General features: G+C 69.6%; 29 protein-coding genes. 13 read left to right on the top strand and 16 right to left on the bottom strand.

What is annotated here, in order from left to right; all coding sequences use genetic code 11:
- Positions 1-25: 25 nt before the first annotated feature.
- Positions 26-973: an NAD(P)-dependent alcohol dehydrogenase gene (locus tag NF556_RS01495; RefSeq protein WP_252593742.1), complete on the bottom strand. Its 948-nt coding sequence runs from the start codon at positions 971-973 to the stop codon at positions 26-28.
- A gap of 88 nt (positions 974-1,061) precedes the next feature.
- Between NF556_RS01495 and NF556_RS01490 the strand changes: the two genes are divergently transcribed.
- Entirely contained in the window at positions 1,062-1,712 is a 651-nt protein-coding gene (locus NF556_RS01490; protein WP_252593741.1) for a TetR/AcrR family transcriptional regulator, read from the top strand.
- A 70-nt stretch (positions 1,713-1,782) separates the two neighbouring features.
- On the top strand, positions 1,783-2,553 hold the full coding sequence (locus tag NF556_RS01485; protein ID WP_252593740.1) for a helical backbone metal receptor: 771 nt from the start codon (positions 1,783-1,785) through the stop codon (positions 2,551-2,553).
- 95 nt (positions 2,554-2,648) lie between these two features.
- Here NF556_RS01485 and NF556_RS01480 read toward each other — a convergent pair whose 3' ends face one another.
- Both NF556_RS01480 and NF556_RS01475 read right to left on the bottom strand, forming a co-directional pair.
- Entirely contained in the window at positions 2,649-3,467 is an 819-nt protein-coding gene (locus NF556_RS01480; RefSeq protein ID WP_252593739.1) for a carbon-nitrogen family hydrolase, read from the bottom strand.
- A 19-nt stretch (positions 3,468-3,486) separates the two neighbouring features.
- Positions 3,487-5,499 (bottom strand): bifunctional copper resistance protein CopD/cytochrome c oxidase assembly protein, encoded by a 2,013-nt coding sequence (locus tag NF556_RS01475; RefSeq protein WP_252593738.1) that lies wholly within the window; start codon positions 5,497-5,499, stop codon positions 3,487-3,489.
- Positions 5,500-5,525: 26 nt separating this feature from the next.
- Between NF556_RS01475 and NF556_RS01470 the strand changes: the two genes are divergently transcribed.
- From NF556_RS01470 to NF556_RS01450, 5 genes are all read left to right on the top strand, one after another.
- Entirely contained in the window at positions 5,526-6,398 is an 873-nt protein-coding gene (locus NF556_RS01470; RefSeq protein ID WP_252593737.1) for a maleylpyruvate isomerase family mycothiol-dependent enzyme, read from the top strand.
- 308 nt (positions 6,399-6,706) lie between these two features.
- On the top strand, positions 6,707-7,306 hold the full coding sequence (locus NF556_RS01465) for a hypothetical protein (RefSeq protein ID WP_252593736.1): 600 nt from the start codon (positions 6,707-6,709) through the stop codon (positions 7,304-7,306).
- A 122-nt stretch (positions 7,307-7,428) separates the two neighbouring features.
- Positions 7,429-8,061 (top strand): hypothetical protein, encoded by a 633-nt coding sequence (locus NF556_RS01460; RefSeq protein WP_252593735.1) that lies wholly within the window; start codon positions 7,429-7,431, stop codon positions 8,059-8,061.
- Positions 8,058-8,618 (top strand): DUF4352 domain-containing protein, encoded by a 561-nt coding sequence (locus NF556_RS01455; protein WP_252593734.1) that lies wholly within the window; start codon positions 8,058-8,060, stop codon positions 8,616-8,618. Before NF556_RS01460 ends, NF556_RS01455 begins: the two co-directional genes overlap by 4 nt.
- Positions 8,615-9,175 (top strand): hypothetical protein, encoded by a 561-nt coding sequence (locus NF556_RS01450; RefSeq protein WP_252593733.1) that lies wholly within the window; start codon positions 8,615-8,617, stop codon positions 9,173-9,175. The genes NF556_RS01455 and NF556_RS01450 overlap by 4 nt, the downstream gene beginning before the upstream one ends.
- Here NF556_RS01450 and NF556_RS01445 read toward each other — a convergent pair.
- The 10 genes from NF556_RS01445 to pdhA form a co-directional block, all read right to left on the bottom strand.
- Entirely contained in the window at positions 9,070-10,464 is a 1,395-nt protein-coding gene (locus NF556_RS01445) for a hypothetical protein (protein ID WP_252593732.1), read from the bottom strand. The two genes, NF556_RS01450 and NF556_RS01445, sit on opposite strands and share 106 nt — an antisense overlap.
- 62 nt (positions 10,465-10,526) lie before the next feature.
- Positions 10,527-10,982 (bottom strand): YybH family protein, encoded by a 456-nt coding sequence (locus tag NF556_RS01440; RefSeq protein ID WP_252593731.1) that lies wholly within the window; start codon positions 10,980-10,982, stop codon positions 10,527-10,529.
- Positions 10,983-11,056: 74 nt separating this feature from the next.
- A complete protein-coding gene (locus NF556_RS01435; protein ID WP_252593730.1) occupies positions 11,057-12,307 on the bottom strand; it encodes a thermonuclease family protein in 1,251 nt (416 codons plus the stop codon).
- A gap of 69 nt (positions 12,308-12,376) precedes the next feature.
- Complete coding sequence (locus NF556_RS01430; RefSeq protein WP_252593729.1) at positions 12,377-12,832, bottom strand: VOC family protein; 456 nt, start codon at positions 12,830-12,832, stop codon at positions 12,377-12,379.
- 18 nt (positions 12,833-12,850) lie between these two features.
- Positions 12,851-13,438: an RES family NAD+ phosphorylase gene (locus NF556_RS01425; RefSeq protein WP_252595895.1), complete on the bottom strand. Its 588-nt coding sequence runs from the start codon at positions 13,436-13,438 to the stop codon at positions 12,851-12,853.
- 50 nt (positions 13,439-13,488) lie between these two features.
- Positions 13,489-14,145 (bottom strand): MerR family transcriptional regulator, encoded by a 657-nt coding sequence (locus NF556_RS01420; protein ID WP_252593728.1) that lies wholly within the window; start codon positions 14,143-14,145, stop codon positions 13,489-13,491.
- Between the two features lie 97 nt (positions 14,146-14,242).
- Positions 14,243-14,665, bottom strand: a complete 423-nt coding sequence (locus NF556_RS01415; protein ID WP_252593727.1) for a hypothetical protein — start codon at positions 14,663-14,665, stop codon at positions 14,243-14,245.
- A 4-nt stretch (positions 14,666-14,669) separates the two neighbouring features.
- The gene (locus NF556_RS01410) at positions 14,670-16,148 is read right to left on the bottom strand and encodes a dihydrolipoamide acetyltransferase family protein (RefSeq protein WP_252593726.1); all 1,479 of its coding nucleotides are present in this window, start codon (positions 16,146-16,148) and stop codon (positions 14,670-14,672) included.
- A 59-nt stretch (positions 16,149-16,207) separates the two neighbouring features.
- Entirely contained in the window at positions 16,208-17,197 is a 990-nt protein-coding gene (locus NF556_RS01405) for an alpha-ketoacid dehydrogenase subunit beta (RefSeq protein ID WP_252593725.1), read from the bottom strand.
- Positions 17,197-18,384: a pyruvate dehydrogenase (acetyl-transferring) E1 component subunit alpha gene (pdhA, locus tag NF556_RS01400; RefSeq protein WP_252593724.1), complete on the bottom strand. Its 1,188-nt coding sequence runs from the start codon at positions 18,382-18,384 to the stop codon at positions 17,197-17,199. Before pdhA ends, NF556_RS01405 begins: the two co-directional genes overlap by 1 nt.
- 228 nt (positions 18,385-18,612) lie before the next feature.
- Here pdhA and NF556_RS01395 point away from each other — a divergent pair, with 228 nt between their 5' ends.
- Entirely contained in the window at positions 18,613-20,115 is a 1,503-nt protein-coding gene (locus NF556_RS01395) for a gluconokinase (protein ID WP_252593723.1), read from the top strand.
- Positions 20,116-20,440: 325 nt separating this feature from the next.
- On the opposite strand, the gene hisC is transcribed toward NF556_RS01395, so the two are convergent.
- Entirely contained in the window at positions 20,441-21,517 is a 1,077-nt protein-coding gene (hisC, locus tag NF556_RS01390) for a histidinol-phosphate transaminase (RefSeq protein WP_252593722.1), read from the bottom strand.
- Between the two features lie 98 nt (positions 21,518-21,615).
- Between hisC and NF556_RS01385 the strand changes: the two genes are divergently transcribed.
- From NF556_RS01385 to NF556_RS01365, 5 genes are all read left to right on the top strand, one after another.
- Positions 21,616-21,999: a phage holin family protein gene (locus tag NF556_RS01385; protein ID WP_252593721.1), complete on the top strand. Its 384-nt coding sequence runs from the start codon at positions 21,616-21,618 to the stop codon at positions 21,997-21,999.
- Positions 22,000-22,090: 91 nt separating this feature from the next.
- Positions 22,091-22,366 (top strand): hypothetical protein, encoded by a 276-nt coding sequence (locus NF556_RS01380; RefSeq protein WP_252593720.1) that lies wholly within the window; start codon positions 22,091-22,093, stop codon positions 22,364-22,366.
- 27 nt (positions 22,367-22,393) lie between these two features.
- Positions 22,394-23,215 carry a helix-turn-helix domain-containing protein gene (locus NF556_RS01375; RefSeq protein ID WP_252593719.1) on the top strand — a complete coding sequence of 274 codons (822 nt, stop codon included), beginning with the start codon at positions 22,394-22,396 and terminating at the stop codon, positions 23,213-23,215.
- Between the two features lie 34 nt (positions 23,216-23,249).
- A complete protein-coding gene (locus NF556_RS01370) occupies positions 23,250-23,645 on the top strand; it encodes a VOC family protein (RefSeq protein ID WP_252593718.1) in 396 nt (131 codons plus the stop codon).
- 103 nt (positions 23,646-23,748) lie between these two features.
- Entirely contained in the window at positions 23,749-24,048 is a 300-nt protein-coding gene (locus tag NF556_RS01365; RefSeq protein ID WP_252593717.1) for a DUF6458 family protein, read from the top strand.
- 314 nt (positions 24,049-24,362) lie between these two features.
- Here NF556_RS01365 and NF556_RS01360 read toward each other — a convergent pair whose 3' ends face one another.
- Both NF556_RS01360 and NF556_RS01355 read right to left on the bottom strand, forming a co-directional pair.
- A complete protein-coding gene (locus NF556_RS01360; RefSeq protein ID WP_252593716.1) occupies positions 24,363-26,081 on the bottom strand; it encodes a substrate-binding and VWA domain-containing protein in 1,719 nt (572 codons plus the stop codon).
- A gap of 11 nt (positions 26,082-26,092) precedes the next feature.
- A complete protein-coding gene (locus tag NF556_RS01355; RefSeq protein WP_252593715.1) occupies positions 26,093-26,893 on the bottom strand; it encodes an NUDIX hydrolase in 801 nt (266 codons plus the stop codon).
- Positions 26,894-26,900 lie beyond the last annotated feature (7 nt).

Genomic DNA, 26,900 nt, shown 5'->3' with positions numbered 1-26,900 from the left:
GCGCGGTGGTGCAGGGCACGGACCCTCACGGCGTGATGATGATGTTGCCCACCTTGCGACCGGAGTCGACGACCTCGTGAGCCTGCACGATCTGATCCAGCGGGAGCACCCGGTCGGTGACCGACACCAGGTCCCCAGCAGCCGCCCACTGCAGCAGTTGACGCACGTCGTCGGGCTTGCCCGTCACCATGCCGGCCTGCACGCGCCCGCGGGCAGCAAGCATCTGCCACAGGTCGGCGGCGACGAGTTGCAGCACGCCGGTGTCACTGAGCAGGCGACGTCCGGTGGCGATGCTGAGCGCCCCGACGGTGTCGATGACCAGGTCATAGCTCCCCGTCAGATGCTCCGGCGGCGTCTTCCGATAGTCGATGACCTCATCAGCACCCAACCGCTTGACGACCTCCACGTTGGGCGTGCTGCAAACTCCGGTGACGTGCGCGCCGAGGATCTGGGCGATCTGCACGGCCATCGTCCCGACGGCGCCCGACGCCCCCACGACCAGCACACGGTGGCCGGGTTGCACCTGGCCCTTGTCCCGCAGGTATCCCAGCGCGGTGGTGCCGCCGAAGAGCAGCCCAGCGGCGTCCTCGTGCGAGACCTCCGCCGGCTTGGGCACCAGGGTCGTGGCCGTGGCCAGCACCTGCTCAGCGTGGGCGCCCATCCCGGCGTCGAGCTGCCCGCACACCTCGTCACCCACCGCGAGCCCGCTGACCCCCGCACCGACGGCACGCACCACCCCGGAGCAACTCGCCCCGAGGACCCGTTTGCGCGGTCGGAGCACGCCGATGCCGAGGCGCGCGAAGGGCCCGAACCCGCGGGGGAAGTTGGCGCCGCGCATCCGGGCGTCCGCGGCGGTGACGGCCACGGCAGCGACGTCAAGGACGACCTCACCCTCGGAGGGCTGTGGGTCTGCCACCTCCTGGACCCTGACGACGGACGGTGGGCCATAGCGGTCAAGGACTGCTGCTCTCACGGGACTTCCTTACAGGCGTAAGAATTGGGATGCTGTTACGGTAGCCTTACACCAGTAAGAAACGCAAGACCCAGGAGGTCACACAGCAGTGCAGCGCCCCGCCCTGAGCCCTGAGCGCATCATTGAGGCAGCCGCCCAGGTGGCCGACGAGGGCGGGCTGACCGCCGTGAGCATGCGCAGCGTGGGGCGGCAACTCGACGTCGAGGCGATGTCGCTCTATCACCACGTCCCGAGCAAGCAGGCGCTGCTCGACCGGCTGGCCGACTGGGTCGTCACCCAGGTGGACCTCCCCGAGATCGGCACACCGTGGCGTCGGGCGTTGACCGGGCTGTGTGACTCGGCCCGGGCCGTCTACTCCCGGCACCCGTGGGCGATCTCCCTGATCGATTCGCGGGCCACGCCGGGCCACGCGCTGCTGCGCCATCACGACCAGGTCCTTGGCTGCCTGCTGGCCGACGGGTTCTCCATGGCGCTGGCCGCCCATGCCTACTCCGCCGTCGACTCCTATGTCTTCGGCTTCGTCCTCACCGAGCTGCAGTTGCCGTTTCGCCCCGGCGACGCGGAGTCCTTCACCGAGGAACTGGCCCTGCCCACCGAGGACTATCCGCACATGGCTCGGCTGCTGACCGAGCTCGTCGTCGGCCAGAACTACGACTTCGGCAATGAGTTCTCCTATGGCCTGGGCCTGATCCTCGATCAGCTCGAGGTGCGCCTGGCGGACGACCAGGCCGGTGCCTGAGGGGACGAGGCCTGAGGGGAAGGCGTGGCTTGATCGGGCCTGCCGAGAGACATTGACTAGCGTGGCGGGTATGCCGCGCATCCTCACCGACGACCTTGGGCACCAGGTTGAGTTGCCGGACGGTCCGGTGCGGCGAGTTGTCTCCCTGGTCCCGTCGCTGACCGAGGCCATCGCCGCCACCCGGGCTGAGGCGCTGGTCGGCGCGACCGACTGGTGCACCCATCCGAGGGACCTCGACGTCCCGCGTGTGCGCGGCACCAAGAACCCGGACCGTGCGGCCATCGCCGCGCTGGAGCCGGAGCTGGTCGTCGTGGTCCAGGAGGAGAACCGAGAGCTCGACGTGCGGCGCCTGCGCGAGGCCGGCGTCCCCGTCTGGGTGTGCGTGATTGAGTCGGTGCCGCAGGCTCTGGCTGCGATGCGCCGGCTGTTCACCGAGGTGCTGGCGTGGGGCGCCCCGCTGTGGCTGCCCCAGGGCGAGCAGGCGTGGGGCACACCGGATCTGCCGCCGGTGCGGGCGAGCGTGGCGGTGCCGATCTGGCGGGACCCGTGGATGGCGGTCGGCTCCCGCACCTTCACGACCGACCTGCTGGCCCGGGCCGGCCTGCGCAATGTCTATGCCGATCACGAACAGCGTTATCCGCACGTCGATCTGGAGGACCTGGACACGGCGGGCGCTGACCTGATGCTGTTGCCTGACGAGCCCTACGAGTTCACGACCGCAGACGGCCCGGAGGCCTTCACGACCCCCACCCGGTTGATCAGCGGCAGGCTGCTCACCTGGTACGGCCCCTCCCTGCTCGAGGCCTGGCAGGAGCTCCGCGTCGTCCACGAGGATCGCTGACCGGCGGTCACGTCCGGCGGACACGATTCCGCGCTTCGCGCCCTGCGGGGGCGTACGAAACCTCTATCTTTTTGCGGGCAGGGCGTGCGAGACCTTTATCTTTTTGCGGGGGGCAGGCGGCGGTCGGCGAGGACGGGGAACTGCTCGCGGAAGTCGGCCACGAGCGCAGGGTCGATCTCCACCGAGAGCACCTCCTGGCCGGTGCCCGCCTCGGCCAGCACCTCGCCGCGCGGGTCGATCACCGCGCTGCGGCCGCCCATCTGCGTGCGCGCGTGCGTGCCCGCGGTGTTGCAGCCGAGCACGAAGCACTGGTCCTCGATCGCGCGGGCCCGCAACAGCAGGCGCCATGCCTCGACCCGGGCGGCGGGCCAGGCCGCCGGGATCACGAACAGCTCGGCTCCCTGGTCGACCTGGGCACGATAGAGCTCGGGAAAGCGCAGGTCATAGCAGGTCGACAGTCCCGCCCGGAGACCATCCGCAGGCGCGGGCAGGTCCAGCACGACGACGTCCTCACCGGCCTCCATCAGCCGCGGCTCGCCGTTGCCGAAGCCGAAGCGGTGCACCTTGCGATAGCGCGCGACCCGCTCGCCGGCAGGGTCGAGCAGCACCGACGTGTTCCACAGCCCGCGCCCCTCCGGACCCGGCTCATCCACCGGGGCCTCGGCGATCGAGCCGGCGTGCACGACGGCACCGATCTCCCGGGCAGCCTGCGCGACCGCCGCGACGACCGGCCCGTCCACGGTCTGGGTCCGCTCCGGCCAGGCTCGATAGTCGAAGCCACCGGCGCTCCACAGCTCGGGCAGCACCACCAGGTCGTGCCCCGCCTGGGCCCGCACCAACTCCACGACGCGGGACGTGCGGTCGACGACCGACTCTCCGTCGGCATACTCCAACTGGATCAGGGCGATGCGCACGATGTCTCCTTGGTCTCCGCTAGCGCGGTCGGGTGTCGCGGCCGTGCTCGGCCAGGTGGGCGAGATGCTCGTTGTATGCCGCGAGGTCGGCATCGCCGTCCCGGTCGGCCTTGCGATCGAGCCGCTTGGCGTCGCGGGTGTCGCTGCGCAGCCAGTCGTAGGTCACCATCATCGCCAGGACCACCGTCGGCAGCTCACCGATGCCCCACGCGATCATGCCCGCCAACTGCTGGTCAGCCAGCAGGTCCGGCACCCACGGCAGGTCAACGGTCTTGAAGAACTCGGGCGCCAGCAGCCAGTTGCCCGACATCAGGGCCAGACCAAAGAAGGCGTGAGCGGCCAGCGTGCCGATCAGGACCATCAGCCGCATCGGTGCGGGCCACTTGGGCGGCCCGGGGTCGGTGCCGGCCAGGGCCCACACGAAGGCATAGCCGCTGAGGAAGAAGTGCACCACCATCACCACGTGCCCGGAGTGGGTGCTCAGCGACCACTCGAACCAGGCCGTGTAATAGAAGGCGATCAGGGAGCCGAAGAAGATCACCGCCGCAACCACGGGCTGGACAAAGAAGGCTGCCCACCGCGAGTGCACGATCGCCAGGATGATCTCGCGCGGGCCGAGCGTCTTGTCGGTGCGCGACCTGATCGCCCGCAGCGCGAGGGTGATCGGCGCGGCGGGGACCAGGAAGATCGGCACGGCCATCATCAGCGCCATGTGCATCACCATGTGCAGGCTGAACTGGACCTTGCCATACATCCCCGGGGCCCCGGAGGTGGCATAGATGAAGATCACCCAGCCGATCACCCACAGCACGGTGCGCCCGACCGGCCAGGCGTCACCGCGGCGGCGCAGCCTGCGGACCCCGGCGATATAGAGGCCGATCAGTGCCAGCGCAGGCAACAGGAACATCCACATCGGCTCCCACGCGGTCAGCAGCTTGGCGGCGGTGAACGGCTCGGGCGTGGGGAAGCCGGTGAGGTTCAGGGCCGGGTCGACACCGGTGAGGTCCTCGATGACCGGGGGCGGGGTGCGAGACAGCGCCACGCCCAGCCCGAGTGCGACGGCCATGACGCCGAGCTCGGTGAGTGCGAGACGGGCGAAGACCCCTGGTTTGGTGGCGCCACGCTCCAGCAGCAGTCGGCGCTGGTTGTAGCCGAACATCCCCAGCACGAGCAGCGCAACCACCTTGAGCCACAGCAACATCCAGTAGGGCGTCACGAGGTCGGCCAGGTTGTCGGCCTGCAGGAGGGCAAACAGCACACCGGAGCCGCCGACCGCGACATAACAGGCGAGGGCGATTGGTGAATAGCGCTCGAGCGTGATCTGGACGGCATTGCCGAGCACCGGGCGCAGGATCACGATCGCGAGCAGGCCACCGACCCACAGCGAGATGCCGACCAGGTGGATGAGCAGGGCGGTCATGCCCTGCTCGTGCCCGACCAGGCCGCTGCCGTGCCCGCCGAAGCTGATCGGCCACAGCGTGGCCAGCGCGATGGCAAAGGCCCAGGCGAGCTGTCCGCGGGTGCGTGCCCAGGCGGCCAGGACGCAGGCGGCGAAGGCCATCGCCAGCTCGATGACGATGAGCCGGGTGATCTCCAGGGGCCAGGCCGTGCTGCGCAGCTCGGTGAAGAAGGCCGGGTCAGTCAGCAGCAGGCCGGAGGACTGGGAGAAGGTGAGGGCGAGCCCGACCAGGCAGGTCAGGGCCCAGGCACCGGCGCAGTATGCCGCGGCGACGGCTGCCGTGGACCGGCGTGCGGTCCCGCGTGACTCGGGTGTGAGGAAGGCTGCCACCAGGAGCAGGCCGATCGTCAGGGCGCTGGACAGGTCGTGCACGACCCGGTTGATCACCTGGCCGTAACGCACGACGGGACCGGTGTCCCCCAGCAGGAGCGGCGCAAGCGCACCGGACATCGCACCGGCGACGACGGCGACCAGGACCGCGGCCACCAGCATGACGACCGCGGGGCCCACGAGGACGCGACCGAGCTGCGGTCTCGGAGGAGCGGCGGCGGGCGAAGCCTGATCTGTCGTCACACCCCCATGCTAGGTAGGCTCGCTGCATGCCCATCCATCCTGCTCCGCCACGGGACCTTGCCGGACTCATCGACGGCTACGCCCAGACCCTGCGGGCGGTGCTGGACCTGGGGCACGCGTGCTCCCCGGAGGACTTCGCCGCGCCCACCTCGTGTCCCGGCTGGAGCGTGCAGGACCACATCGCCCATGTCGCTGCCGTCGAGCACTATCTCGAGGGCGGCGAGAACCCTGACGTGGACGTCAGCCACCTCGAGCACGTGCACCACGAGTTCGCGGCGTGGATGGAGCAGGGGGTGCAGGCCCGCCGGGAGGTCCCCGGCGCGGAGGTCGTGGCCGAGTTGGAGGGGCTGCTGCAGAAGCGACTGGCGACGCTGGCCAACCCGGACCTGACGCTGGAGACCGAGGTCCGCGCCCCCATGGGCTCAACCAGGAAACTCAGCGGGTTGCTGAAGTTGCGCCACCAGGACATCTGGGTCCACGAACAGGACATCCGCGAGGCCCTGGGCCGGCTGGGGGACCTCGACTCCCCCGCGGCCTCGACCTTCGTCAACGGCCTGGTGAACTACTTCGCGCAACTGGTGAGCACCGTCGAGATGGCCGACGGCCAGACGGTGATCCTGGAGAGCACCGGCCCGGTGACCGCACGGACGGGCGTGCGGGTGAGCCACGACGAGCACGGCAAGGCGACCTATCACCAGTTGTTCACCGGGGAGAGCGAGAGCGGCATGGGCGTCTCGGTTCACTCGGAGGACGACCCCACCACGACGATCAGCCTGTCCACCGAGGCCATCGGGCGCCGAGCCGCAGGTCGACGCTCGACCGGTGACACGGCATACTCCGTCGTCGGTGACGAGGCCCTCGCCGTGCGGGTCCTGGACGCCATCGCCTTCACGCCCTGACCCACGTTCCAGGGGTGTGCAACTCCCCCCGCATTTTGATAGAGGTTTCGTACGTCCCACCCGGATTTTCGTAGAGGTTTCGCACGCCGCGGCCCGCGCGATCCTGCTGTGATCGGTTTTTCCCAACCACTGGCTCAAACCAAGTTGCTTTGGGTAAGCAATTGTCGCAAGATAAGAAATGACACGTCCTGGCGAGCCGCTGGGAGTGTCCGCCCGGGTCAATGTCGCCGCGTGCACTGGACGACCTGTAGGCCTCCTTTTGCACCTGCGCTCACCCGGGTCCGTGGACAACTAGAGGAGCAACGAAGATGAAGAAGTTCAGCGTGGTCGCACTGGCCATGACGGCGACCCTGGCCCTGGGCGCCTGCAGCGCCGAGGACGAGCCGGAGGAGGCCACCACCTCCGAGGCGAGCGCCGACGAGGGCACCGAGGAGACCACCGACGAGGCGGCCGAGACCGGCGACATGGGCGGCGCGACCGACGACGCCGCTGCTGAGACCGGCGACGCCGCTGCTGAGACCGGCGACGCCGCTGGCGAGACCGAGGCTGCAGGCGGCGAGTTCAGCGAGCCGGCCTGCAACGAGTTCTTCACCGAGGGCGGCCCGCTGGCCGACCGCGCCGAGGCCGCCCGCTCGGCCCTGGACGCCGGTGAGGTCGCGGACACCGTGGCCTACTCGGAGCTCATGCTGCTGAAGAGCCGCCTGGACACCACCGCCGAGGAGGCACCGGAGGACATCTCCGCCCTGATCACGACGGTCAACGCCCCGTTCGCCGAGGTCGTCGACCTGGTCAACGAGGGCAGCGAGGACGTGGTCGACGCCGAGGCGGGCACCATCACCCTCCCGGAGATCGACACCCAGGCCTCCGCTGACGCCCAGGCCGAGCTGGAGACCGCCTGCGCGGGCTGATGCTCAGCTGAGCGTGTTCCCCGGAACAGCAACGGCGTCGATCCCCGCGTGGGGTCGGCGCCGTTTCGCTCTCTTCGGCCGCCGACAGCTTTCGCCAGCCGTCGACACGTTAATCTGTGCCCGTGACTGAGCCCGGCGGGATCACCGCGCGCACAGCGCTGGCCTTCCTGCTCGCCACCTGGCCACGCCGCCTCCTGCTCTCACTCGTGCTGCTGGTCCCGGTGGTGGCGGCCGCCTCTGGCGGCCTCCAGCCCGCGGACCCGCCCCCGCGCGAGGTGGAGCCGGGGGCCGTGACCGACACGGGTGCCTATCAGGTGGTGCCGCGGTCCTATTTCACGTCCGAGCTGGTCGACGCCGGGAGCCTGGAGGAGGGCGAGCGCTGGGTGGGTGCCCTCGTGCAGATCACCAATCAGGGCACGGAGCCGATCAGCGCAGACTTCAGTGACCAGACGTTCGAGCTGCCCGCCGGGGTGTCCGTGGACCGCGCCAACCCCAACGAGGTGCTGCGCCTGGACACCGGCAGCCGCCTGGGATACGCCCAGCCGGGAGTCACCTATGAGGTCGCGCTCCTGTGGCGGACCACCGACCTGGCGGAGCCACCCGACGAGCTGACGCTCACCATGAACGAGACGGCCTGGACCCTGTGGAACATCGAGGCCGGCTTCCACACCTGGCGCGCCACTCCCGATGCGTTCTACGTGGACCTTCCCCTGACCGAGGCCCCGGCCGCCATCCTCGAGGAGGAGGACGAGTGAGGCGTCGGACGTGGGCGGCCGCTGCGATGCTTGTCGCTGCCATCGCGGTCGGCGCGGGGGCCAACGCGATCGACGCCAACTTCATCGCCACCGGCTGGCACACGGTGGAGCGCGGTGAGGAGGGCGCCGACAGCACCGTCGGCAACTTCCGGGTCCACGTGCACGGCGCCAGGACCTCCGACCAGCTCGATGACCGCGACCTGGTGACCAGCCCCGGGGCGTTCGTGGTGGTCGACCTGTCCTATGCCACCACGGATGCCTGGGGCGCCCCCGAGGAGGTCGTGCTCATCGACGGGGACGGCCGGGAGTTCGTGGAGCCCTCGGGCTTCAGCTCGGACGCACGGGTCTGGGATGCCGGACCGGACATCTGGCTGCGCGGCACGCTGTTGTTCGAGGTGCCTGAGGACACGGTCGACGGCCTCACGCTGGAGTTCCGCCCCGAGAGTCCCCACACGGAGCGCCCCGCCGCGGTCCTGCAGGTCCCGCTCACCGTGAGCACCGTCTCCGAGCCGCTGACCCTGGAGACCGCGACCGTGTTGGCCGAGGGTGAGCGATGAGCAGGCAGCAGTCGGGACAGGCCCGCCGCTCAGGACATGGCCGCCGCTCGACCATCGTCGCCGCTGTCGTCCTGGTGCTCTCACTCTCCGGGTGGGGCTGGTTCGCCAGCGAGCAGGCACGTGAGGCCTGGTGGGCCTTCGGACAGAACGTTGCGGTCGGGCCGGATGGCCAGGGATGGGCGAGCCTGGACACCGTTAGTGTGCGGCTCGACGGAGCCGACACGGTGCCGATCGTGGACGAAGAGGCACCTCCAGACGGCTTCGAGTTCCTCGCGCTGGACTTCACGGTCGACGCCGCGACCCCCACGGAGCTGAGCACGTGCGAGGTGCAGGTTCGCGACACGCAGGGCCGGCTGTTCCTGGCCGGCGCCGAGGTGCCCCGTGACGATGCGTTTGACTCGTCGCTGATGTGTGGCACCTCGGACCCGGAGGAGGACCCGGTGCCGGCCAGTCAGTCGGTGCTGGTGCTCGTCCCGGTCGACGCCGCGCTGGACTCGGTGCGCGTCGACGCCCGCGAGTTCCCACCCGCGGAGTTCATCGAGCTGCCGGTGCCCTGACGCCGGGGCCGGACACGCAACTGCCCGGCCGCACCGAACCGCATCAGCAGACGGTCGGCAAACACCGCAGTGAGCACGACCGTCAGCACCAGGGTGATCAGCTCCGAGATCCCCCCGAGCGGCACGAGAAGCGCGTCCCAGACCAGCTCGGGGCGCCAGCCCAGCACCAGGCGGGCCAGCCACCACACCACCACGTCGGCCTGGGCAAGCAGCGTGAACAGCATGCAATAGGCGAGCACCGGGGCGAACGCCGAGCGCAGCACCAGGGCGAGCCCGCCCGCGAGCGCCCCGAAACGGCCCTCGGTGTCCGAGAGTCGGCGCCAGGCCTGCCGCAGTGGAGCGTCTCCCACCCGACGGGTCAGCGCGGTCCAGCGGCCGCGGCGGACGGCCTTGACCACGTCGTGAGGGCTGACGGTGTCGGCGACCTGCAGGCCATAGACGATCACGGCGATCGTGAGCATCGAGATCGGGACCACCAGGCCGGTCACCACGGCATCGGTCACCACCGGCACCGCGCTGACAATCCAGTCTCCGATGGCACCGAGGCTGGGCAGGTTCACGCGCACCCGGGCCCAGCCCTCTGAGATCGCCTGGGCGAGCGCACGGCCCGACCACCAGGCAGCCAGCCCCGTGAGCACACCGGCCAGGACCCAGGCACCGAGCGTCATCCACACCGCCTCGGCATAACCGGCCACGACGTGCAGCAGGCTGCGCCGCGGGCCTTCCGCAGGACCCACCCGGGGGTCGCTGGCGAGGCGAGCGCCGACGGCCCGGACGATGAGGGCAGCGATGACGATGCCGAGCACGAGCCAGGAGGCGATCTGCGGCATACCGATGATTTCTGTCTCGGTGCCGAGCTGTTCATACAACGTGCCCCGTGCATAGTCGATCAGGTCGGCACGCAGGTCACCGCGGCTCTCATAGACCACCAGGAACGGCACGAGCACGCTGCCCGCGGCGGCCACCACACCCCACAGGCCGGTGCGGCGGGCCTCCCGACTGCGCACGACGAGCAGCATCCCCACGAGCGCGGCCAGGCTCACGATCGGGACCAGCGCCAGGGTGAGGAACCCGGGCACGGCACCCACGACCCCGGCTGCCACGGCAAGGCGGGAGATCAGCTCGTGGACCAGCAGGCTCGCGGCCGCGATCGCGAGCAGTGGCAGCCAGTGCCGCGCCAGCAGCGCAGTCGCGCCGCGCACGAGTCCGGCGGACTCGCGCAGACCCACCGGGTCCTGGCCCGCGGGGTCCTTGCGCGGGGGTCCCGCCCGCCGGGTCTGCTCACTCATCGTGCGCAACTGTAGCGAGGGTGAGCAGATCCCAGCCGCCCTGACGGTTCGTGCGGGCCGGATCAGTCATAACGCGTCGGCCGCAGACCCGAATCGTCGGCCAGGAGGGTCTGTGCGCCGGGGACGATGTCGGTGTTCTGTGCCGCGACGGCCAGCCACGCACCATCGTCCCCACGGTGGACGACGAAGGTGAAGATGCCTCGACGCGCCCCCGGGTCCGCCTGCCGCCTGGCTGTCGACGGTGCGCGCTGGCCATCGATCCGCCACAGGGCGTGCACCACCGCGGTGTCACCGAGGTCGCGCACACGCTGTCTCTCGATCGTCATCGTGCTGCCCGGGAAAATGTGCTCGAACCCGTAGGCGTGGTTGTGCCGGATCTGCTCGCGCCGGGTCCACCAGAAACCGACGACATTGACGAAGTCTGCGTCGTCGGCAAACAGAGCCGCGATCGCGTCGGCGTCACCACGGCCCCAGGCCTGCGCGAAGCCGTGGGCGACGTCCTCCGGGTGGGCTGGCATCCCTTGAGTATGCCGAGGTGCCAGCTCCGCGTGGCAGTCACCTCACCCGTGGCGGGATTGCGACCCCACCAGGGTCACGGCACGAGGGGAGCCTTGGTCTTGCAGTCGATGGGCATGTAGCCCCGCCCCTTGTCATCGAAGTACGGACCTGGCTTGCTGTAGTCACGGCAGCCGGTGTAGCCCGCGCCGGGACGGACCGGTGCCGGCTCCGGAGCGGGGGCGGGCGCCGGTGCTGGAGCAGGTGCAGGGGCCGGAGCAGGAACCGGAGCAGGTGCGGGGGCCGGAGCAGGTGCGGGGGCCGGCGTCGGGGTCTGCCTCCGGGACTCCTCCTCTGCCTGCCGCCTCTCCTCCGCTTCTCGCTGCGCCTGCTCCTCGGCTGCCTGCTGTGCCTTCTCCTCGGCCTCCCGCTGCTCCTCGGCTTCCCGCTGTGCCTTCTCCTCAGCCTTCCGCTTCTTCTCTGCCTCGCGCTGCGCCTGCTCCTCCGCTTCTCGCTGCGCCTTCTCCTCAGCCTCCCGCTCCATCACCTGACCGTGTTGCTCGCCCCACGTCTCCTGTGCCTTCGCCCACCGACCGTCCCAGTCGTGCACCCTGGCTGTCATCGCCATGATCTCCTCGGCTGTGTAGCCGGCGAGGGGGACCAGGGTCTGGTCACCTCCGAGCAGCGCGAGCAGCGCCGCCGCCTCACCTCGGTGTCCCTCAATCTCCTCGAGATAGGCCGCGATCTGCGTCGCGGTCGCCTCCTGCGTGGGCGCGCTGTCTGTCAGTTGCTCGTCCGCACTCTGGAGCGTCTCCAGCTGGGCCGGGAGCGAGCACTCAGCGGCAGAGTCATACAGACCCACCTGGTTGGCCTGAGACTCGTCATGGGCGCTCTCCACCTGGGGCAGGAAGCGCTTGTTGGGTGCGAAGTAGACGGGAACACCCAACCCGGCACGTGCAATCTCGGCGTTGATCAGAACGTCGTCGCGAAAGACACCGGCGAGCTCACGCTCATAGGGGTCGAGCACGTCCGCGTCGAACTGCAGGGTCACCTCGCTGCCGATGGGGAGTTGGTCGGCCAAGAACTCGGCGGCGGCCTGCCCAAGGCACTCGACCGGCCGATTCGGGTCCTTGCTCTCAGGGGCATCGACATTGAGCAGCCGGACGCGGTGAACCCCGTCGCCATACTCCACATCAAGGGTGTCACCGTCCACGACCTTGACCACAGCGGCCTCCACGGACCCTCCGGCGCTCGCCTCGAGGGGCCCTGCCAGCACCTGCACTGCCCCGGTCGTCACCGCTGCGACACCCACGGCGCCGATCACGAGCTTGGTGAGAAGTCCTGCCATGTCCAACATCCTCGTTTCCTGTGCATTCGCCCAAGGAATAGTAAAGGACGTCAGCCTCCTCGACGGACATCAGCCCACGAAGAGGCAGAACGGGTGCCCGTGCGGGTCCAGCATCACCCGCACCGTCTCCTGCGGCTGGTGCGCGTGGGTGGTGGCACCGCACTCGATCGCCCACACTTGCGCCTCGTCGAGGTCATCGACCCACAGGTCGAGGTGGGCCATGGCCTGTTGCGGTCTGCGGGTGCCCGAAGCGCCGCCGGAGCCCGCGGCACCGGGGGCCGCGGCATGCGGCGTCGGCCACACCGGGGGCGCGTAGTGCTCGTCCCACTCGAAGTTGAGGGTCATCGCGACGGATCCCTCGGCTGCTCGGATCTGCGCCCACCCGGCCGACGCTGGCTCGCCCTGGCGCGGCCCCTCCGAGACGGCGACCTCCGCGTCGAGCAGTCGGCCATAGAAGTCCGCGAGCTCGCGCGGTGCGTGCGTGCTGATCGACACCGACGTCGCCCGGATCCTGGGTGGGGCCATGGTTGCCTCCTGAGGTCGCTAGATCAGTGTGCACCCGATCTGCACCGCGACCTTCTGCAGTACGGGGAAGAGGGCTGGGTCAGCGAGCGGCATACGGTCCGTCGGTGCGGGTGGGAATGTGTTGGCGCCCGGACCGAAGAGCACGACGTTGGTGCCGGTCCACACAGACGGCACACACAGACCATCAACGACCTCATCGAGAGAAGCGACGATGCGGTTGGCCCACGTCTGACAGTGCGGGGCCGGCCCAGTGGTCAGGGCTGCTGCAGCCCGGTGGCGGATCAGCCACGTGCTCCCCGCCGTCAGGTCGAGCAAGCGCAACGGACGCGTTGGCGTCCACGTGGTCACCATGGGAGCGCCCGTGTGGCGGTCGATCGTGCGGGTCCGCTGGCTCGTCTCGGCGCAGGCGGCCGTCAGCGTTGACGACGTGTAGAGAACTCCCCACCGCGGCGGATGCACCCGGGGCTGCCCTGGCGGATGTGGATCCCACCGATTGCCGGGCACGGGACCATAGGTGCGCAGGGCTCCGAAGGGGAGGGCATGGGCACTTTGAGTCGGCGCGATCCGCAGCAAGGGATTCGTCCACTGCAGCACGTCCTGCCCCATGACAGTGAGGGGCACCGGTGGAGCATGTGGCGCCCTGGACGATGGTCGGCTCACTGGTGCCCGAGCCCAGCGAGCAGGTCGCACAGCGGGCCGGGGTCCCCACCACCTCTGAGCCACTCGGTGGGCGACCGGCCGTCAAGTTCCGCCTGCTCAGTGGCCATGAAGCCAGCAACGACCTCGGGGTGCAGATCACGCGGGATGGCCGGGACGACATCCGCCAGGTTCGGGAGCGCCACGAACTCGCTGTCCGGCACCGCATCCTCGCCCGGGGTGTGGTCGTAGGTCACCTCCTCGACGAATTGCCACTCGGGCAGGCGCAACGTGCCGGCCACTCGCACGGCGTAGTAGCGACCTGCCTGCACGCCTCGTCTGATGTTGGAGGGGTCGCGGCCGAGGAGGCTGGCTGCCTGCTGGGTCGTGAGCGTCGAGCCGAGGAGGTGCGCGGCAACCCCTGTGTCGTGCACGGCAATCCGAGCCCCCAGCGCAGGGTCTCGTGCTTCCCGCCGCGCCTCCTCCTGCTCGGCCTCGCTGAGGCCAGACACCGCGAGCAGGGCGTCCAGTTGCGCGCTCGGCATCGGTGCCGCGGTCGGGCTCGGGGCCCGCGAGGGCATCCACTCGGGGTGCTCGGCAGCAGCTCGGGTGAACTCGACGACCGACACGTCGGTGGCGATCGCGTTCAGGAAGTCCTCTGCCGCCGCGGTGCTCATTTCACACACTTTAGCGCACGCGACTGCATCACGGGTGCGTTCGCGTGCGCGCAAAGACTCGCGTGCACACAAAGCCTTGCGTGCGCCGGAACCTTTGTCAGCCTCGCGTGCGGCCGAACCACCACAGCGCAACGACGAAGGATGCCACCACCAGCACCGCGGTGCCAGCGATCCAGAGGCCGGTGTCCCAGTCCGCGAACAAGCTCAGCGCGACGCCCACGACGGCCACCAGCAGAGCCGTCTGACCTGCAGTCCGGGTCGCCCGGAACTGCGCGAGCCGCTCGGCGCCATCCGCCTCATGGCCGCTGACCAACCTCGCCGTGGGCTCCAGCCTGCGCACGACCGAGTGCAGCAGCGCATAGCCGAGGAACAGCCCACCGCCGATGACGGCAGCGCGCGGGTTGCCTCGCGAGAGAGCAAGGAAGACCACACCGAAGGCCGCCAGCACGCACAGCCCAGTGAACAGGCGGTCCCGCAACCGTGGGCGACGTCGCGCTTGCGAGGCGGCGGGCGGCGCCATGCGGTCAGCCCCAGACGAGGGCCTTGGCGGGGTCCTCCATGATCGCGGCCAGGTCGGCGAGGAACTTGGAGCCGAGCTCGCCGTCGATGACGCGGTGGTCGAAGGAGACCGCGAGCTGGGTGATCCAGCGCGGCACGATCTCCTCGGTCCCGTCGGCGGCGGTGACAACCCAGGGCTGGCGGCGAACGGCACCGAAGGCGACGATCGCGGACTCACCCGGGTTGATGATCGGGGTGCCGGTGTCGACGCCAAAAACGCCCACGTTGGTGATCGTGATCGACCCGCCAGACATCTCGGCCGGCTGGGTGCGTCCGGCCCGGGCGGTCTCGACCAGGTTGCTCATCGCGTCGGCGAGCTGGCGCAGGTCCATCAGGTCCGCGTCCTTGATGTTCGGCACCATCAGCCCGCGCGGGGTGGCGGCGGCAATGCCGAGGTTGACGTAGTTCTTCTGGACGATCTCCTGGGTGGCCTCGTCCCACACCGCGATCATGCCGGGGTTGCGCTTGACCGCCAGGCACAGTGCCTTGGCGAGCAGCAGCATCGGGTTGACCCGTGCACCGCGGAACTCACGGTCGTTCTTGAGTCGCTCGACCAGCTCCATCGTGGCGCTGACGTCGACGGTGATGAACTCGGTGACGTGCGGTGCGGTGAACGCCGAGCCGACCATGGCCTGGGCGGTCATCTTGCGCACGCCCTTGACGGGCGTGCGGGTCTCGCGCTCACCCGAGCGGTCAAAAACAGGAGCGACGTATGCCGTCGTGCTGGCTGCGGCCGCCGAGTCACCGGCGACGGTGGCGGGCTCCGCAGCCACGGGTGCTGCCGCAGCCGGGGAGCCACCGGACAGGTGGGCGTCCACGTCAGCGCGGGTGATGACCCCGTCCTCGCGGGTCGGGGTGATCGCGGACAGGTCGACACCCTTGTCCTTGGCGTACTTGCGGACCGGCGGCTTCGCCAGTGCCTTGCCACCAGCCTCTGCCACGGCCGGAGCGGCTGCCGCGGCCGGTGCGGCTGCCTCAGCAGGAGCAACCGGCGTTGCTGGGGCGGGCGCCGGGGTCTGCACCGGCTCGGCGGCCGGCGTCACGGCACCGCCACGCTTGCGCGGGCGGCGGGCAGTGGCCGAGGCGGTCGGGCCATAGCCGACGAGGTTCGCCTCGCGTGCCGGCTCGGCGGGAGCGGCCTCACCGGGTGCAGCCAGCGTGCCGGGCTCGACGGCCGCGCCAGTGTCTGCGCCGCCTGCGGGCGTCTCGTCACCGGTGTCGATCACGATGATCGGGTCACCGACCTCGACGGTGGCGCCCTCCTCGACCAGGATCTCGGCGACCGTGCCGGCCCACGGGATGGGCAACTCGACCAGCGATTTGGCCGTCTCGATCTCGACGACGATGTCGTTGACCTTGACCTCGTCGCCGACCTTGACCTTCCAGGTGACGATATCGGCCTCGACGAGGCCCTCACCGGGGTCTGGGAGGTTGAACTGTGGCACTGCGGTCTCCTAGGCGAGCGAGCGGGTCAGATGGTCAGGTGATCGAGAGTGCCAGGCACTCAGTAGGCCAGCGAGCGGTCGACCGCGTCGAGGATGCGGTCGATGTCGGGGAGGAAGACCTCCTCGTGCCGGCTGGGCGGGTAAGGAATGTTGTAGCCACCGACCCGCAGGACCGGCGCCTCCAGGTGATAGAACGCCTCCTGCTGGATCAGGGCAGCCACCTCAGCGCCCATGCCCAGGAAGGTCTGGGCCTCGTGGACAACGATCGCCCGACCGGTCTTGACGACCGAGTCCAGGATCGTCGGACGGTCCAGCGGGGACAGTGAGCGCAGGTCGACGACCTCCACGGAGGTGCCCTCTGCCTCGGCGGCCTGAGCGGCGATCAGCGCGGTCTTGACCATCGGGCCATAGGTCACCAGCGTCAGGTCGCTGCCCTCGGCGCGCACGACCGCGTCATTCAGGGCCAGTGGCGCACTGTCGCCCAACTCGACCTCGCCGCGCTCGTGATAGCGCCGCTTGGGCTCGTAGAAGACGACCGGATCGTCACTGGCAATGGCCTGCTGGATCATCCAGTAGGCGTCCTCGGGCGTCGACGAGGTCACCACCCGCAGACCAGCGGTGTGCGCGAAATAGGCCTCGTTGGACTCGCTGTGGTGCTCGACGGCACCGATGCCACCGCCATACGGGATCCGGATGACCATCGGCAGCTTCAGGTGACCCTGAGAGCGGTAGTGCATCTTGGCGACCTGGCTGATGATCTGGTCAAAGGCCGGATAGACGAAGCCGTCGAACTGGATCTCGACCACGGGACGATAGCCGCGCAGCGCGAGCCCGACAGCCGTGCCCATGATCCCGGACTCGGCCAACGGGGTGTCCAGGACGCGGTCCTCACCGAAGTCCTTCTGCAGGCCCTCGGTGATCCGGAAGACCCCGCCGAGCTTGCCGATGTCCTCACCGAGCAGCACGACCTTGGGGTCGGCCTCCATCGCGGCGCGCATGCCAGCGTTGAGGGCCTTGGCGATCGTCATCTTCTGCGGCGCGCTGGCCATTAGTCCTCCTCGAAGCTGGCCTGGTAGGCCACGAACTCGTCGCGCTCACGCTCCACCAGCGGGTGCGGATCGACGTAGACGTTCTCGAACATGTCCTCGTGCGGAGGATTCGGCATCTGCTGGCAGGCGGTGCGGATCCGCAGCGCCAACTCATCCGCCTCGGCCTCGAGCTCGGCCAACCACTCGTCATCGGCCAGGCCCTGCGCGACCAGGTGCTTGCGCAACCGGTCGATCGGGTCCTTCTTCTTCCAGATGTCGACCTCGGCCGCGATGCGATATTTGGTCGGGTCATCGGAGGTGGTGTGCGCACCCATCCGGTAGGTGAAGGCCTCGATCAGGGTCGGGCCCTGCCCCGAGCGTGCCCGGTCCAGCGCGGCACGCGTGACGGCCAAGGTGGCGAGCACGTCGTTGCCGTCGACCCGCACGCCGGGGATGCCGAAGCCGCGAGCCCGCTGATACGGCGGGATGACGAACTGCTTCTCGTTGGGCTCCGAGATGGCCCAGTGGTTGTTCTGCACAAAGAAGACGACCGGCGAGTGCGCCACCGAGGCAAACACGAGCGCCTCGTTGTAGTCACCCTGCGCGGTGCCACCATCACCCGTGAAAGCCATCACGGCCGTGTCGCGATCGGCGTCGCCCGAGCCGACCAGCCCGTCCTTCTGCACACCCAGCGCATAACCGGCCGCGTGCAGCATCTGGTTGCCGATGACGATCGTGTAGAGGTGGAAGTTGTTCTCATTCGAGTCCCAGCCACCGTGGTTGACGCCGCGGAACATGCCCAGCAGGTTGACCGGGTCCACGCCCTTGCACCACGCGACACCATGCTCGCGATAGCCCGGGAAGGCATAGTCCTGGGCACGCATCGCCCGGCCGGCCCCGACCTGAGCGGCCTCCTGCCCCAGCAGTGAGGGCCACAGACCAAGCTCTCCCTGACGCTGCAGCGCGTGCCCCTCCGCGTCGACCCGACGCACCAGCACCAGGTCGCGATAGAGGGCACGCAACTCCTCACCGTCAACGTCCTGGATGAACTCGGCGTAGGCGGAGTTGGCCTCGGTCACCGGGACCCGGTTGCCCTCGGCATCGAGGAACTGGACCATCTCGGGTCCACCGTCGGTGATGTCCCTCGCGGGGGGTTCGTGGGTCGCGGGCGCGGCGGTGTCCACCGGCGCGACGACGTCGTCGCTCACTGGTTCTTGCTCCTTCATGGGGCCTGGCGCGGCAAGCGCCACGGCCTGTTGCAGGGTCGCCCCCACGCTACCGCAGCGCGCGAGCACTGCAGACCGGAGTATGCGGAGGGGCCGGCAAACTGGTCAGGTGACCTTGGGCACACGGCGGGCATGCGGAGCCCCCGTGCGAGTTGTCGCGGTTCGGGGGGACACGGGGGCGGAGCCCCCGTGCGAAGCCATACTGGAGTCATGTCCTCGGACTTCGAGATCGACCTCAAGGATGCCGTCCCGCCGTTGGTGCTGGCCCTGGACGTCGGCTCCACGGCGAGCCGCGGCCTGGTCTATGACGCCCACGGACGGCCAATCGGCAAGCGCGCCAAGGTGGCCCACAGTTTCACCACCGCCTCGGACGGCACCTCACAGATCGACCCCGACCAGGTGGTGGACGAGCTCAGGACAATCATCGACGACCTGACGGACGCCCTCGATGACCACCCGGTGGCCGGTGTCGCCCTGGACACCTTCGCCTCGTCCCTGGTGGCCGTGGACGCCAAGGGGGCGCCGCTGACGCCCTGCTACACCTATGCCGACGGGCGCTGCGGTCCGTGGGTGGACGCCCTGCGCGAGGAGATCAGCGAGGAGGAGCTGCAGCAGCAGACCGGCACCCGCGTCCACGGCAGTTACTGGCCGGCGCGGCTGCGCTGGCTCGTCGACGAGCAGCCGGAGGTGACGGCGGCCGCCGCGCACTACCTGTCGCTCGGCGACTATGTCCAACGCGCCCTGACCGGGACCCTGGCGACCGGCACCTCGGCTGCGGCCTGGACCGGACTGGTGGATCGGCATACGGCGGACTGGGCTCCCGAGATTGTCGAGCTGTCCGGCATTCGCCTCGACCAACTGCCCCCCATCCACCACCTCGACCAGCCGCTCACGATCTCCGCCAAGCGCGCGGCCAGGATCGCCAAGAAGTGGCCGGTGCTCGAGGGGGCCTCGTGGTTTGCGACGGTCGCCGACGGGCTGGCCGCCAACGTCGGGCTCGGTGCGCACGACGAGACGACGATCGGCGCCTCCTGCGCCACCTCCGGGGCCCTGCGGGTGCTGGTGCGCACCATGCCCGATGAGCTGCCGCCCGGGCTCTGGTGCTATCGCGTCTCCCACGACCGGGCGCTGCTCGGCGGTGCCCTCAACGACGTCGGCCGGGCGCTGGCCTGGGCGGACGTGAGCCTGCGGACCGACCACGTCGACGACGACGAGCTGTCGGAGGCCCTGACCGCCGAGCCACACCGGATCACCCCACTGGTGCTGCCGTTCTTCACCGGCGAGCGCAGCACCGGCTGGGCCTCGGACGCGCGCGCCGTGTTCACCGGTGTCGGCGCCGGCTCCGCACCCGTCGAGGTCTATCGCGGAGTGGTTGAGGGGATCGCGCTGTCCTATGCGCGGATCGCCTCGCAGCTGCGCACGGTCGCGCCCCAGCCGGAGAAGCTCCACTGCGGCGGCAGCGTCACCACCAGCCGGCCCGAGCTGCTCCAGGTCATGGCCGACGCCATGCGCACCCCCGTCACGCCCGTGACCATCAAGCGCTCGACGCTGCACGGCACCGCCCTGTTGGCGCTGGAGACCCTCGCCCCCGAGGTGGAGCGGGCCGACCCCGACCAGGGCAAGACCCTCACGCCCGATCTGGGTCGGCGGCCCTACTACACCGAGCGCTTCCAGCGTTTCGAGAAGGTCTACGACGCCCTGTTTGGCTCCTGACCACGTCCGACCCGCCCCACGCCCGACCACGTCAGGCACCGCCCGCCTCCAACCCCGCCCCGTCTCACGCCCGCACCAGGGTTCGAAGGCGTGCACCCGGACAGGCAATGTCACCGACGCTTTTGCATCGCTGCAGGTCAGAGCATCGGCCAGTCCCGCGGAGGGTGACTTTGCCTGTCTGAAATGCCCGGTGGGGTGCGCTGGTAGGGCTGGATGCGCGGGTGCACTGGTGGGGCTGGGTCCGTGGGTAGGGCGCGGCGGTGGCGGGCTCGCAGGTGGCGGGCTCGCAGGTGGCGGGCTCGCAGGTGGTGTGGCCCGTGGGGTGTCAGCGGTTGCGGAAGGCCTGCGCGACCTCGAGGAGCCGCTCGTTGGCCTCGCTCTCACCGATCGAGCAGCGCACCCCGTCGCCGGGGAACGGCCGCACGGTCAGCCCGTGCTCCTGGCACGCTGCGGCGAAGGCGGCGGAGTCCTCGCCCAGGGGCATCCACACAAAGTTGGCCTCGGTGTCGGGGACCGGCCAACCCTGCTCACGCAGCGCGGCCAACACCCGCTGCCGCTCCAGGACCAAGGCCTGGACCCGTACATCCAGCTCGTCGTATGCCGCGAGGCTGGCCACCGCGGCGCGCTCGGCGAGGTCGGACACCCCGAACGGCGTGGCCGCCTTGCGCAGAGCCGTCGCCACGTCCTCCTGGGCGATGCAATAGCCAACACGCAACCCGGCCAGGCCGTAGGCCTTGGAGAAGGTGCGCAGCACGGCAACGTTGGGGAACTCGCGATAGAGCGCCAGCGAGTCCGGGGCGTCCTGCGCGGTGTTGAACTCCAGATAGGCCTCATCGATCACCACGAGCACATCGCTGGGCACCTGACCCAGGAACTCGCGCAGCGTGGCGTCCGTGACGTGCGGTCCGGTCGGGTTGTTGGGCGTGCAGACCAGGACCAGACGCGTCTGGTCGGTCACGGCAGCCGCCATCGCCGACAGGTCGTGCTCAGCAGTGTCGGTGACCGGCACCTGGACCGAGGCTGCCCCGGCCAGCGCGACGACGATGGGATAGGCCTCAAAGGAGCGCCATGCGTAGATGACCTCATCCCCCGGCTCACAGGTGATGTTGATCAGCGATGCGAGCACACCCACACTGCCCGTGCCGGTGGCGATGTGCGTCTTCGGCACGTCCCACCGCTCCGCCAGCGCCTCGGTCAGCCGGGTGACGGCCATGTCCGGATAACGGTTCATGTTCGTCGCGGCCTCGGCCACGACCTCCACGACGGACGGCAGCGGCGGATACGGGTTCTCGTTCGAGGAGATCTTGTAGGCGGTCAGACCCTCGACCGGAGCGGCCGGCTTGCCCGGCTTGTAGGCGGGGACACCCTCGAGCGTCTTGCGGAGACGGACACCATCGTTCATGGGACCGAGACTAGACGGTGGACCCGTCCGCCCGGCTGACCACTCGGCATACGGCGCTGTTCCAGCCCCTTGACAGGACCTGATGCGACGATGGACCCATGTCGTTCCTCATCAAGGTCATCGTCAACGCCGTGGCTCTGTGGATCACCTCGCGGATCCTCGACGGCATCGTGTTCGAGGACAACTCTGACACCACCGCCTTCGTGCTGACCATCGCCGCGGTCGGCCTGATCTTCGGTGTGCTCAACGCGGTGATCAAGCCAATCCTGTTCGTGCTGTCGCTGCCGGTCATGCTGCTGACCCTCGGGCTGTTCACCTTCATCCTCAACGCGATCATGCTGTGGCTGACCTCGTGGGTCGCCGGTTGGTTTGACCTGGGCTTTTATGTCGAGGCGTTCTGGTGGGATGCCGTGCTGGGTGCGCTGATCATCACGATCATCTCGATGATCCTCAACGCCGTGCTGCCCGACGGCAGGGACTGACGGCGCCCTAGTGTCCTGAAAAGCGATGGCCTGAAAAGCAGTGGCCCGAAAGGAGTCCGGGGAGGAAGATCGGGGCTGAGGGGGTGACGACATGGCGTTGTGGCTGGAGATCTTCCTGGCGCTGAGCGTCGTGCTGGTGCTGGCAGGGGCGTTGATCGCAGTGTGGCTGATCATCGCTCGGCTGCGACCCCACCACTCAGCCCGGCCCGGCGAGGTCGAGGGCGAGGTGGACGCTCCGATCGAGCACCACTCCTATGACGTGCGCGACCACGGCGGGCCCATCGTCGAGCGTCGCGGGCCCAATGTCACCGAGAGTCGCACGCGCGACGTGATCGACCGCACGAGCGGAGACAATCCGCGCCTCTGACCACGGGGTCGGGGCTACCGTGGACCCATGGTGGCTCCGGCCCTGCGACCCTATGTCGACTCGCTGTCGGCCTATGACGTCACGACCCCATCCCCGGGCACCCACCGGGGACTGCCCTCCTCGACGCTCACCCTCGTCCTCCCCCTCCAGGAGCCGGTCGACGTGTCGTGGGCTGACGACCCCGCCTCCCGACGGACCGAGTGGTCCATCATCAGCGGTCTCCACACTGCCCCGGCGCACATCCACCACGGCCGCCGGCAGGTCGGCATACAACTGCAACTGACCGTCCTGGGCACCCGCGCCCTCACCGGCCTGCCGATCGGGGCTCTCGCCGGGCAGCTCTGCCACCTCGAGGAGCTCTCCGGTGATCTGCCACCAGCGCTGCGCCACCTGCCCGAGGAGTTGTCCGCCGTGGCCTCGGCCGCCGACGGTGCGCGCCTGGTCAGCCGACGGCTCATGGAGGCCCTGGCTGCCACGGGAGCCCCCGGCCCGCGGGCTGAGGTGGGGCACGCTCTGGCCCGGTTGTCGGGTGGCTCTGCGGTCGCGACGGTTGCGCGCGAGACCGGCTTCAGCCGACGACACCTGGGCACCCTGGTGCGGGCCGAGTGCGGCGTGACGCCCAAGCAGTTCCAGCGCCTGGCGCGCTTTCAGACCAGCCTGCGGCACTGGCAGCGGGCCATCGTGACCAGGAGCGAGACCCTTGCCGACGTCGCGGCGACCAGTGGCTATGCCGATCAGGCTCACCTCACGCGCGAGTGGTCCGCCCTCGCGGGCTGCACCCCGACCCAGTGGGCCCGCGAGGAGTTCCCATTCGTGCAAGACCCACAGGTCCTGACCCAGTCACGCTAGGGGTCCACGACAACCACGACCTTTGGAGCACGTGATGACTGCAGCAGCACAGATCCACCACTGGCAGACCCTGACGGTGCGCGATGCCGACCTCATGATGACCTGGCTGACCGCCCTCGGCTTCGTCGAGCACGCGACCTATCGCGATGAGCACGACCCCACCACCGTGGTGCACGCGGAGTGGGTGTGGCCGGGCGGGGCGGGCCTGATGTTCGGTTCCGAGCGGGAGGACTCCGTGGGTGCCCCGGGCGTCGGTGCCGCGGCGTGCTATCTAGTGACCGACGACCCGGATGCGCTGTTCGAGGCGGCTGTGACGGCTGGAGCGACGGTGGTCCAGGAGATGCTCGACCAGGACTACGGCGGCCGCGGCGGCACCGTGCGTGACCCCGAGGGCAACGGGTGGTCTTTCGGCAGCTACCAGCCTCAGTAGGTCCCGACCGGGTGTGACAGGGCGTGTTTCAGGCAGCGACCCGGGCCGAGCGAGGCCACAATGGTCGTTGCGCGCGGAGAGACCGTGCTGGAAGGGAGACACCATGGGCATCGGACTCGGCATCACCCTGTTGGTCGTCGGAGCGATCATGTCGTTCACGACGCTGGATTCCGACTACATCGGCACCAACCTCGACACCGTGGGCTGGATCCTGATCGCCGGCGGTGCCCTCGCGATCATCCTGGGCCTCATCCAGAACGCCCAGCGCACCCGGACCGCACACACGGTGGTCCAGGAGCGCCGCGGCGGACCCGACGTGGTCGAGCGCGACGTCGTCGACCGCCGCAACCCCGACGTGGTCGAGCGTGAGGTCATCGACCGCCGCGACGACCCCCGCCTCTGACACCACCACCACCTCCAACCCCCCAACCTCGACCGAGCGCGTGAGCGCCCGAGATTTCGTACCACCGAGCGCGTGAGCGCCCGAGATCTCATGGCACCGAGCGCGTGAGCGCCCGAGATCTCATGGCACCGAGCGCGTCGGCGCACGGGCGGATTCGCCAGCCGTGCGCTCAGTGGCTCCACATCTCAGGTGACCACGCGCTCGGTCGTGGTTGTTCTCAGGTGCCCACGCGCTCGGTCGTGGTTGTTCTCAGGTGACCACGCGCTCGGTCGTGGTTATTTTCTGGTGCCCACGCGCTCGGTCGTGGTTCCCTGTCAGCCGTGGCGGGCGGCGATGGCCTGCACGAAGACCTGACCGATGTCGCGCGGGTCCTCGGCGGTGAAGGACTGCCCGCCCACTGCGGTGGCGACCCGGTCGAGCGCTGCGGAGTCGACGTCCGGGCCCATGCCGATCAGGATCAGGCGCACCTCGCGCTCGGGATCCGCAGCATCCTCGAGCTCGGCGATGAGCTCAGCCTCGCTGAGTCCGCCGGTGGAGTCGTCGTTGACGCCGTCGGTGAGCAGCACGATGGAGCTGACATAGCCCGGCTCCCAGTCCTGCTGCATGTGCAGATAGGCCGCCAGGATCGTGTCGTGCAGGCCGGTGTCACCGGTGGTGAAGTCCTCCGTGAGGCCGGCTGACGCCTCCTCGAGCAGCTCTCGCTGGGTCTGGCCGTCGACATCCTGCGTCAGGGGCCGCACCGGGAGGATCTCGGCATAGTCCTCGCCGTCCGGGCCGCGGTCGGTGGAGAACGCCCACAGCCCGACGGCGCTGTCGTCGGGGAACATGCCCAGGCCCATCCCGGCTGCCTGGCTGGTGATCGCGATCCGGGTCGTGTCGCCGACCTGCTCGTCCATCGATCCGGACACGTCGATGATGGCCAGCAGCCGCGACGGGGGGTTCAGGGCACCCCACTGCTCGGTGAGTGCCGCCACCGCTGCCTCGTCCGTGGGCGTGGCCCCGCTGTCTCCGGCGGTGAAGCCACCGGACTCAAAGGTGGCAGCGGCGTCTGCTCCGAGCAGGGCCTCCTGCAACTCCGCAACCCCCGGCTCCCCCGCAGCGCCGGGCAGCACGACAAACGGATAGGACAACGCTCCCGCGCCACCGCGCGGGGTCAGCCCCGCGAGAGCGACGTCCGAGTCCGCGGAGGCAGCAACCTGCGCTGCTGTGCTGGGCACAAAGATCGGCAACCCGGTCGCGACCGCGCCCGCGGGGTCCGCGGTCGCGTTCTGGGCCAGGTCGACCATCAGGTTCTGGGTGAGGACCTGAGCCGCATCCGAGTCACCCAGCCCGGCCTGTGCCGCCAGCAGCGTGGCCAGCGTGGCGGGGTCCTGCGCGGGATCGCCCACGACGAGGGGAACCTCCGCGGTCACCAGATCCGCCCAGGTGGGCTCCTCGGCGAGACTCCCAGCGACCTCATCGAAGACGGACTGCTCGGCCGCGAGGACCACCGGGGAGGTGGCCACCACCGGGCCCGTCTCCAGGGCAGCCCCGGCCTCGCTCACGGCGTCGGCGAAGGCCGGCGAGCTCGGGATCCACACCTGTGCGTCCGGTGCAGTCCCGGAGGCGAAGGACGCGGCAACCTCAAGGGGTGGCTGGCTGACGACGGTGTAGGTCGTGCACTCGACCTGGGACTCGGTGACGTCCTTCACGACCGGGGCGATCTCCGGGGACGCCAGCACCGTGACCTCGTGAGTGGCCTCGCAGGCTGCGTCCGCAGCACCCCCGGTGACTGCCTCGGCGTCGGAGCCGTTCGCGTCAGCATCGTCGGCCGTGGTGCCAGCACCATCAGCGCCGACATCGTCTCCCGTTGCCTCGTCATCACCTGCGCCAGAGCCGGACTGCTGCGTCGAGGCGTCGTCGCCGTCGCTCGGCTCGTCCCCGCCGAGGGCCTGGACCACCCCAAAGATCGCGAGCGCAGCGACAAGGACGGCGATCAGGATCGCCATCGGACGCTTCAGCGAGGTCTGTTCTTCACGACGGTGGCGGGACACAAAAGGTCATGCTAGGGGAAAGAGTGAGTCACGAGTGAGCCATCCTCGAGGAACAGCGGGCCTGCTGAGGCGTCGGCACCCAGGATCGTGGTGAGGTGGCGGGCGGCATAGGGCGCCAGGTGAGAGCCCACGTCGTGCGCCGTCACCCAGTGCACTGCGGCCAGCTCACTGGCCTCCAGCCGAGCACGCTCGATCAGATCAGGGACCGTCCCGAGGTCAAAGACGAAGAGCACGGCGTCGTCCCACTGCCGATAGGGCGGCAGCCAGTTCACCGCCAGCAACGGCCCAGCGCGCAACGCCAGCCCCAGCTCCTCCGACACCTCGCGCTCCAGGGCGTGCCGGGGTGACTCGTGGGGATCCACGACACCCCCGGGCAGGTCCCAGTCAGCCTTGTAGGTCAGCTCGCAGAGCAGCACCCGACCCTGGTCGTCGCGGATCAGCCCCTGGGCGATCACCCGGGTCCGGGGCAGGGTCGCGTTGAGCATGGCGAGGAAGGACTCCCGGGTGCCCGGCTCGGGGTCGGAAGCCAACCGGGCCAGCAGGGTGACGTCGACGGGTTCGCCGGCACTCGGCATACCGCGGCCTCTGGCAGTGCCCTCCGGTCGCAGACCGGCACGCTGCAGGGCGATGCGGGTGTCCCGGTCTCCCACCGGCACCCGTGCCTCGACACGGTGGTGCCCGTCGGCGAAGGCCTGCTCCAGCAGGGGCAGCACGTCTGCGGTGACCACGGTCGCGCCGGGTGACCAGGTGAGCTCGAGCACCCCGGGGGCGACCTCGCCCAGCGAGGGCCCGGTGGACGGTTGGGAGGTCACCTGGCCA

Source organism: Ornithinimicrobium faecis, assembly GCF_023923225.1.
In the GTDB taxonomy this organism is placed as follows: Bacteria; Actinomycetota; Actinomycetes; order Actinomycetales; family Dermatophilaceae; genus Ornithinicoccus; species Ornithinicoccus faecis.
The sequence above is the reverse complement of the archived record's forward strand: the minus strand, read 5'-3'. Positions and strand labels throughout refer to the sequence as shown.